The 8803-nt window shown below is 41.5% G+C and carries 9 protein-coding genes and 1 pseudogene; 9 read left to right on the top strand and 1 reads right to left on the bottom strand.

Going from position 1 to position 8803, the window contains the following annotated elements; genetic code table 11:
* The coding region (priA, locus tag ACE1B6_RS08505) for a replication restart helicase PriA (RefSeq protein WP_413256824.1) at positions 1 to 1785 on the bottom strand (1785 nt) is incomplete at its 3' end.
* Between the two features lie 841 nt (positions 1786 to 2626).
* Here priA and ACE1B6_RS08500 point away from each other — a divergent pair.
* From ACE1B6_RS08500 to ACE1B6_RS08460, 9 genes and pseudogenes are all read left to right on the top strand, one after another.
* Complete coding sequence (locus ACE1B6_RS08500) at positions 2627 to 3796, top strand: RpoD/SigA family RNA polymerase sigma factor (protein WP_413256823.1); 1170 nt, start codon at positions 2627 to 2629, stop codon at positions 3794 to 3796.
* A 127-nt stretch (positions 3797 to 3923) separates the two neighbouring features.
* Positions 3924 to 4409, top strand: a complete 486-nt coding sequence (locus ACE1B6_RS08495; RefSeq protein WP_459562989.1) for a GNAT family N-acetyltransferase — start codon at positions 3924 to 3926, stop codon at positions 4407 to 4409.
* A gap of 132 nt (positions 4410 to 4541) precedes the next feature.
* Positions 4542 to 5060, top strand: coding sequence for a pentapeptide repeat-containing protein (locus ACE1B6_RS08490; protein ID WP_413256821.1), 519 nt, complete (start codon positions 4542 to 4544; stop codon positions 5058 to 5060).
* An 86-nt stretch (positions 5061 to 5146) separates the two neighbouring features.
* Positions 5147 to 5365, top strand: a complete 219-nt coding sequence (locus ACE1B6_RS08485; RefSeq protein WP_413256820.1) for a hypothetical protein — start codon at positions 5147 to 5149, stop codon at positions 5363 to 5365.
* 189 nt (positions 5366 to 5554) lie between these two features.
* A pseudogene (locus tag ACE1B6_RS30050) lies at positions 5555 to 5716 on the top strand (translation initiation factor IF-2); the annotation flags it as partial.
* Positions 5717 to 5967: 251 nt separating this feature from the next.
* The gene (gene psbV, locus ACE1B6_RS08475) at positions 5968 to 6459 is read left to right on the top strand and encodes a photosystem II cytochrome c-550 (protein WP_413256818.1); all 492 of its coding nucleotides are present in this window, start codon (positions 5968 to 5970) and stop codon (positions 6457 to 6459) included.
* Positions 6460 to 6752: 293 nt separating this feature from the next.
* Complete coding sequence (gene petE, locus ACE1B6_RS08470; RefSeq protein WP_413256817.1) at positions 6753 to 7169, top strand: plastocyanin; 417 nt, start codon at positions 6753 to 6755, stop codon at positions 7167 to 7169.
* 363 nt (positions 7170 to 7532) lie between these two features.
* Entirely contained in the window at positions 7533 to 7865 is a 333-nt protein-coding gene (gene petJ / locus ACE1B6_RS08465) for a cytochrome c6 PetJ (RefSeq protein WP_413256816.1), read from the top strand.
* Between the two features lie 200 nt (positions 7866 to 8065).
* Positions 8066 to 8779 (top strand): rhomboid family intramembrane serine protease, encoded by a 714-nt coding sequence (locus ACE1B6_RS08460; RefSeq protein WP_413256815.1) that lies wholly within the window; start codon positions 8066 to 8068, stop codon positions 8777 to 8779.
* Positions 8780 to 8803 lie beyond the last annotated feature (24 nt).

The following is an 8803-nucleotide window of genomic DNA, read 5'->3' as shown; positions in this document are numbered from 1 at the left end:
TTTTTTTATATTTTTTTTTTTTTTTTCTTTTTCTTGTTTTTTTTTTTTTAATATATAATTTTTTAAAAAAAATATTATATCTTTTTTTTTTTTTTTTTTTTTTTGTGATTTTTTGGGGGGTGTGGGGGGGGGGGTGTGGGGGGATGGGGGAGGGGGTCGTGGGGTCTGGGTAGTGGGTACGGGGGACTGGGGACTGGGGAAGTTTTGAGTTGAAGAGTTCTCTTGCCCCTCTGCCCCTCTGCCCCTCTGCCCCTCTGCTCCTCTGCCCCTCTGCTCCTCTGCCCCTCGGCCCCTCGGCCCCTCGGCCCGTCGGGGCCGCGGCTCCTCGGCCCCTCGGCCCCTCTGCTCCTCTGCCCCTCGGCTCCCCATCTCCCCACTTCCTCTGACTTCGATCCAACTTTCCAAGGAGGGAGTGGCGGAACCTAAAATTAGGGGACAGTTGATTAGTTCTGCACGCCATTTGGCGACGGTGCGGGCGTGGTAGGTGGGTGCTGGGGTGTCTTGTTTGAAGCTGCTGTCGTGTTCTTCGTCGAGGATGATTAAACCGAGTTTGGGGAGGGGGGCGAAGACTGCGGAACGGGTACCGATGACTACTTGGGGCTCGCCTGCTAGCATTTGTCGCCAGGTGTCGTAACGTTCGCCTTCGGAGAGGGCGCTGTGGTAGACGCAGACTTTGCTGCCGAAGCGGGCGCGAAATCGATCGGTTAACTGTGGCGTTAGTCCGATTTCTGGAACTAAAACTAGGGCGGATTTTCCTTGTTCTAAAATTGGGGCGATCGCTTGTAAGTATACTTCGGTTTTCCCGGAACCTGTTACGCCATGCAATAAGACTTGGGCGAATCCAGGTAAGTTGTTAATTGTGTTTAAAGCTGCTGCTTGTTCGGGGGTTAAGGTTTTGGCGCTGTCGGGTGTTTGTGCTGGTTCTTTTAGCGATCGCAAAATTTCCCGTTCCTGAATGGTAATGTAACCCTTTTTTTCTAATGCTTTGAGGGTGGAACTACTGGTTTGAGAAAGCTGCAATAATTCACTGAGCCACAATTCTCCACCTTGACGCTGTAATATACTCAATATTTCTAATTGTCGAGGTGTGAGATTGGTTTGGTCAATTTCTGCGATGAGGGTGACTGCTTGTTTTTGTTTTGGTTGGGCGTGTCTGGGTGTTTCTAAGTAACTTTCTACCCAGCCTCTTTTTAGTAGTTCGCGCAGTCCTTGTTTTCCGCCTCTAACTTTTGACTGAAGATATTGCCAAGTGTAATCTCCGGTTTTGGCTGTTTGCAATAGTTCTAAGATGCGTCGCGCCGATAGGTTGAGGAATGTGGCTGCGCCTGGGGGAATAGCTTCCGGGAGCAGGCGAATGCGTCTTTGCGATCGCGTCAGTAATCCAGGGGGTAGGGCTACCCGCACTACTTGGATTAAAGGTGTGTAATAATACGTAGATATCCTTTTCAGTAATTCCCAGTAGTTAGTCGGAAAAAACCCGGAGGCGACAACTTCCTCAATATCCCGTATTTTCTCGGCAGCTAAATTTCCTGGTGGGTGTTCTAGTAACCGAATGGCGATCGCACCCAAGACTTGCGCCCCGAAGGGCACGCTCAAAATATCCCCAGGTTCTACTTGTAAATCTTCTGGCAACCTGTAAGTGTACAACTTTTGGTTTTGTGAGTCTGACTGTGTTGCGGGAGAATCTACTAATACCTCTACCCATCTATTTCTCGGAGTAGTAGTTTCGTAAGTTACTTTTGGCTCGGCTAATATCGGGGAAAATTGCCAATGGGGATGAGACATATTGTGAAACACCCAGTACTTCAGTTTTGGGGAGCGATCGATACTTAACCTGTTTATTCTACCGAGCCAACAGCTGATTTTGATGGCTAAAAACTAAGACTTAGACACTAAGAGCTAAAAACCTGCTGTGTTAATCTCGCTTATCTAACCCTCCGATTTCGCCTAGAAACTAACTTTTTCTGCCTCAGTAAAAGCTTATTTTCTGAGGGAATAAACGGCAAATTTAGCAATCAATTTAGCTCATCCATATAATTTGCTAGTTTTAGCTTTTCCTTAATCTTATCCACCTAATGATAGGTTTTTTCAACTGAAAACTGCCTCTCGCTCTAATTTCCTAGCAATAGTAAATCACAAAACTAAAGCGGTTTCTTTCTTTGGCAAGACGGTAATTTTACACCCATTGGTAGAGAGCAAAGTTCCATGTTACATGAGATGCTGTAATCGCAATCAAAAATTTTTACAAAGTTTTGTTGAGCAGTTCAGCAATGGAGTCACAGAAAAGGATTCGTAACAAGTGTCACCAAGGTTTATCTGAAGCTAAAAGCGTCCACGTTGTTATTTTGTAGCTGGGAAAACAATGAGAAAAAACACTTGCGGTAGTCTAATAAAGTATTCCTCAATTTGCAGTATGTTCACCAAGCAACAAGTACAAAAACTGGCAACCTTCGGTTGACCAGATTACAATAGTCGAAAAGACAAAATCTTAAATCTTTCTAAAGAAATCACAGTAGTTTCATTCACAATCAGGGGGCGATTTGTGTAGATATATGAGCGAAATGTATTCCAGGAAACGTTGGTTGTAAAACTGTGGCTTTAACAAAATTAGAAAAAGAGCTTGCTTATGAATATCACCGAGTTAGATTTGCCGGAAACCCAACCATTAACCATCAAACCTGATGTCGATAATGATGTCAATACTGATACTGATGTAGAAAATGATATCAATACCGAACCTTCAGATGTTGATTTAGTTAATAGTGAAGCCGAAGCTTCTACCGCAGAAGAAACAACTGAAGTTGAGGAAATAGAGTCTTATCCGACATCGGGTTATCATAAGATGAATTCGGATGATTCGGTGGGGGCTTTCTTTAAGGAAATGGCGCGGTATCCTCTACTGAAACCAAAAGAGGAAGTAGATTTAGCAAAGCGAGTGCAATTCTTAGTAACTGTAGATGAATTACAAAGAAGTTTGCATCAAGAATCGGGTAAGTATCCAACGGTATCAGAGATAGCAGCAAGATTGGGATTAACGGAGCGTCAATTAGAGCAACGTTTGTATCAAGGAAAAGTGGCGAAACGGAAAATGATTCGCTCTAATCTACGATTAGTTGTGTCGATCGCCAAACGTTATTTAAATCGAGGAGTGCAATTCTTGGATTTAATTCAAGAAGGTGCAATGGGATTAAATCGAGCTACGGAAAAGTTCGATCCCGATAAAGGTTATAAGTTTTCTACTTATGCTTATTGGTGGATTCGCCAAGCGATTACGAGAGCGATCGCCAATGATGCGCGAACAGTTCGCTTGCCAATTCACATAGTCGAAAAACTGAATAAACTGAAAAAAATTCAACGGGAACTCAAGCAACAATTGCGAAGAAATCCCACAGAAGCAGAAATAGCTAAAGCGTTAGATATTTCCCTGGAACATTTACATCAGTTACAACAGTTACGCAGGCGATCGCTTTCTTTAAACCACCGCGTTGGCAGAGAAGAAGATACAGAATTGGTGGATTTGTTAGAAGATAGCGATACCCAATCTCCTGAAGAACAAATGAATGATACTATGTTACGTCAGGAAATTTGGTCTGTGTTAGGTGATGTTCTTACTCCGCGAGAAAAAGATGTAATTTCTTTGCGATACGGTTTGACAACTAGCGAACCTTGCACTTTAGAAGAAGTGGGTAATTTGTACAATTTATCTCGCGAACGGGTGCGCCAAATTCAAAGTAAAGCAATGCGGAAATTACGCCGTCCGCAAATTGCTCAGCGCCTCAAAAGTTGGTTGAAATAAATTTAAATGTATTCAGATCCCCGACTTCTTGAAAGTTGGGGATCTAGATTTGTTTGACTAGTTTCTGGTAAAATAGGTGATGCTTAAAAGTAGCTTTGGTTCACCAATCACCTATTACCTATTAGCAATGACAAATTTGATTTTGCGATCGACAACTCCCGCCGATGTACCAACTTTATTTCAATTAATTAAAGGTTTGGCGGAATACGAAAAGTTAACTCATGCAGTTACAGGGAATATTGTAGATTTAGAATCTCATTTATTTGGCGATCGCATTTACGCCGAAGCCATATTAGCTGAATTAGATGGAAAAGCAGTAGGTTTTGCTTTATTTTTTCCCAACTATTCTACCTTTTTAACTAAACCAGGAATATATTTAGAAGATATATTTGTGTTACCAGAATACCGTCACCAAGGTATTGGGAAATCATTACTTATTCATGTAGCTAAATTAGCAGTTGAACGGGATTGTGGTCGTTTAGAATGGAGTGTTTTAGATTGGAATGCACCTGCGATCGGCTTTTATCAACGCATGGGTGCTGATGTTTTACCAGACTGGCGAATTTGTCGAGTTACAGGTGAAAATCTTGCTAAATTAGCAACTGAAAATTGACTAGTTCGGGGATTTTACTGAGACAATTACGAATTTTTACTTAAGCTTATGTAAAAGTTCCGGATCGGAAGCCGAAACTTTGGTAGTAAAGATCAACTACTTGAAGAAGCCAAAGCAGCTTCTAGTTTAGCCATGAAATTTAAGCATCTCAGCGTTTTGATAATTTTATTAGGTGCGGGAATCACATCCTATTTCTTTATTTCCTATTTAAACACGCAAAAACGAGTAGAAAAATTGCTGGAAACGAGAGAATGTCCTAGATGTGATTTAAGAAATGCTAATTTGCAGGGAGCAGACTTAAGCGGCGTAAACTTGGAAGGCGCAAATCTAGAAGGTGCTAACTTAGAAGGCGCAAAACTGGGAAATGCTAACTTAAAAAGAACTAATTTCACTAAAGCTAATTTAGAACGTGCTGATTTAGGTTGTGTGGGAATTAGCTTGAGGCTAAGAGCTAACAATGATGGCGGTTCTTTAGGTTTTAAATTGGGAAGTACGCCAACAAATGACGATCCGCGTAGTGCTAACTTAGGTTTAAATGTAAAAGCAAGCGATCGCGGAGCCGCCCTTAGTTTCAATGTTCTGGGATGCGCTAACGTTGAAGGCGCTAACTTTCAAGAAGCCAAAATGCCTGATGGCAAAATTCATCCTTAAATCAACCGAAAAAATAAGGTCTTTGGGTGGAGGAGAGGGAACAATAGAATTAAGAGATTTGATTAACTAAATAGTTAATAGTTGTTATGTTTTCTAAATTTAAATTTCCCCTGCTGATCGTGGTATTTTTGTTGTTTGTTTTGCTGGGCGATCGCATTCCTTTCCAACCGATCGGCAATGCCAGCTTACAAACTCGTACCACACTAAATAACTTTATGCTCGGTTTGTTTCCCAAAAAACAGCCCAAAAACCCTTACGAACGCACTGAAAAGGCTATTGAAAGAACAGAGGAAGGAAATCAGTGATTAGGGAGTGCGGGACTGGGGACTGGGACTAGAGCCACAGGGCTAATTTTAACAAAAATTTCTCTATTCACAATCACTCAGCCCTGCCCTACTCCCGGCTTCAAGCGGAAGTTTTTAATTCTGGCTTAGAAAAGGTACCGCTCAGTGGCATCATTATGAGAGAGACTCAATCTTTTGTAAAAAACCACTATGGGTTTTGCTAATCTTTCGATAGCCGAAATCGCAGCCGACTACGACACTGCTGTTACAGAAGTGTTGCAGATTTGCGATCGATTAGGCATTCCTTACAAAAACCCCCAGACTCAGTTGGCTCTGGAGGATGCGAAGGCAATCATTTCCGCAATTATGGCTCATAGCCAAGAGTCAGACACTAACCGTCAGGAAGATATATTCTCGGAAAACCAGAATTTAGCTTCTCTAGCAGGCGATGTTGATCCGGGTACATCTTCTGAGCCAGAGTCACCCAGCAAACCCTAATAATTGGTATGCTGAGCTTCGGCGCAAACTGTTTTAGCAATACAGTTTGGCTAGAGTTCACTGAGATTGAGTCCCTAAATAAAATTCACAATCATCACACTCGCCTTTATTGTTTTGGGAGAACAATGCTAAAAAAATACTTCTGGCTTGCTGTGGCTACCCTGTTCTTCACCTTTCAAATGGTGGTAGGTAGTGCTTTTGCCATAGAAATTGATGTAGAAACCCGCACAGTGCCTAAGAATGCACAGGGCGATACGATGGTGCTGACTCAGAAACAGGTACAGGAAGGTAAACGCTTGTTTAATGCGGTCTGCTCTCAATGTCATAATGGTGGAATTACCAAGACTGACCCTAACATAGGTTTAGAACCAGAAACCCTGGCTTTGGCAACTCCACCCCGTAACAATATCGAAGGTTTGGTGGATTTTATGAAAAATCCCACCACCTATGATGGAGAAGTTGAGATCGCAGAAACTCACCCTAGTATGAAGAGTAGTGACATTTTCTCAGAAATGCGCGATCTGACAGATGACGATCTCACAGCGATCGCTGGTCACATTCTGATTCAACCAAAAATTGTCGGCATTAAATGGGGCGGTGGCAAAATCTATTACTAAAGCCGCTTTCTATTAGGACAAAAGTCCACAATTAAAAGTCAAAAGAAAGAGAAAAAATGGCTCAATTAGCTTTTTCTTTTGGCTTTTTCCCTGAGTGGGAAACACTCAGGTTAAATCACCTAATTAATCGGCATTTGGCAAAGATTTTTTCTATCTGGCTAACTATATTCCAGATTCCAGACTCATCTTTTTAAACTGCTGGCAAAATTTATGATAATTCCAGCATAATTGTCCACTTGCTTGGTATTTTAATTTAAGGTAACCAAGTTCAATGGTAATCTCAGGAGAAGATTATGAAATTTATGACTGCAATTTGGCGGCGCTTGAGTTTAACATTCTTGACTATGGTATTAGTCGCCAGTAGCTTCGTTTTGATGACTTCCCCCGCAGCTGCGGCAACCGTTCAAGTCAAAATGGGCGCAGATAATGGAATGTTAGCCTTCGATCCCGCTAAAGTGACAATCAAACCAGGAGACACTGTAGAGTGGGTAAACAACAAAGTTCCTCCCCACAATGTAGTGTTTGATACTGCTAAAAACCCTGGTAGTCCTGATTTATCAAAATCCCTTTCTCACAAACAATTGGTAATGAAACCAGGTGAAACAGTTGCCGCAACATTTCCTGCTGATGCGGCTGCTGGTGAGTACACCTACTACTGTGAACCCCATCGTGGTGCAGGTATGATTGGCAAAATTATTGTCCAACCATAGCAATTTCATCTGGTAGTAACTAGAATTGTGAGCGATCGAGTTTGACTCTCGGCGCAGCTAAAAACCCAGTTTCTGAAATTGGTAAATTCCAGCTAATGCTAAATTGAACCAGAAAGATTCTGTGTTTAAATAACTAGTGCAGCATGGCAGATAATGATTCAGCAGTGAAAAACAGGTGAAAAGCTGAATAAAAAAGCCTTTTACTTTTCTGCTTTCTGCCCTCTGCCTTCCTGCACTAGCAACTTAGTTAGTAGCAATAAATACAGACTCCCTGACAACCTTAAAGCATTTGCCAGAAGCATAGAATATTCTTGGGCAATAATTTTGAAGCTTGCTGAATAGGTTGAGCCAAGGAGAAACATTTTGAAAAAATTAGTCACAGTCTTATTGCTAACCATAGCAGTATTGACTTTTGCCTTTAGTCGTTCTGCACTAGCAGGAGATGCAATTACCGGGTCTAAAATATTTAGTGCGAATTGCTCTGCCTGTCATTTGGGTGGAAACAATGTAATTATGGCTAATAAAACCCTGAAGAAAGAAGCTTTAGAGAAATATGGCATGAATTCTCTAGAAGCTATTACTAATCAGGTCAAGTCAGGCAAAAATGCCATGCCAGCCTTTGGTGGTCGTCTTTCCGATAAGCAAATTGAAGATGTAGCTACTTATGTTTTCCAGCAAGCCCAAAAGGGTTGGTAAAGGATTGGTCAAGTCGCTTAATTTGGTTAGCAATTTTAGATAAGCTTTGACTTTAGGCAATAGTTTTTCCCCTTAGTTTGGTTTTTCCTTCTAAGGGTTATTTTTTCGTTTTATGGTTCATTTACTCACCCGAAGTTAGAAGACAGTACCTCAAAAGGTAGTATATCCTGCAACTAAATGTCGATCGAGGAAAAGCATCAATGGTACCGCTTCGTGATGAGAATCCGACTGTAATCACTCCTTATGTGACTTATGGGTTGATTGTTGCTAATATTCTGGCTTTTGTATATGAATTGAGTTTACCACCGCAACAATTACAAAGCTTTTTTCATATAGCTGCCATAGTACCAAAAGAACTAAGTGCTAGTTTTGCTGGGGTAGCGATCGATCAACCATTACCAGAATGGGCAACTTTAGTTAGTTCGCAATTTCTTCATGCCGGATTTGCCCATTTAATTGGTAATATGTTATTTCTCTGGATTTTTGGCAACAATGTAGAAGAAGCTTTAGGTCATGTAAAATTTCTGATTTTCTATTTAGCTTGTGGCGTATTGGCAGGACTGGCACAGTGGTTTTTTGCCATGCAATCTGGGATTCCTTCTTTAGGTGCGTCAGGTGCGATCGCCGGAGTTTTAGGAGCCTACATTCTCAAATATCCTAATGCTAGAATTCTCACATTTTTTGGATATTTCTTATTTTACGTTCCGGCTTTCTTTTTCCTCGGTCTTTGGTTTGTTCAACAAGCATTTTATGGCATTGCTAGTTTACAAGCCCCAGCAAATGTAGGCATGGAAAGTGGCGGAATCGCTTATTGGGCTCACGCTGGGGGCTTTATTTTCGGCGCAATTTTAGGGCCAATTCTGGGTTTATTTGCCCATCAATCTCGCAATCAATCTCATTATGAACAGTTTTGATTAGCGATGATTGCTAAAAATTTA

This window comes from Floridaenema fluviatile BLCC-F154 (assembly GCF_041929135.1).
Classification (GTDB): Bacteria; Cyanobacteriota; Cyanobacteriia; order Cyanobacteriales; family Aerosakkonemataceae; genus Floridanema; species Floridanema fluviatile.
Note: the sequence above shows the minus strand (reverse complement) of the source record. Positions and strands in the feature narration are given on the sequence as shown.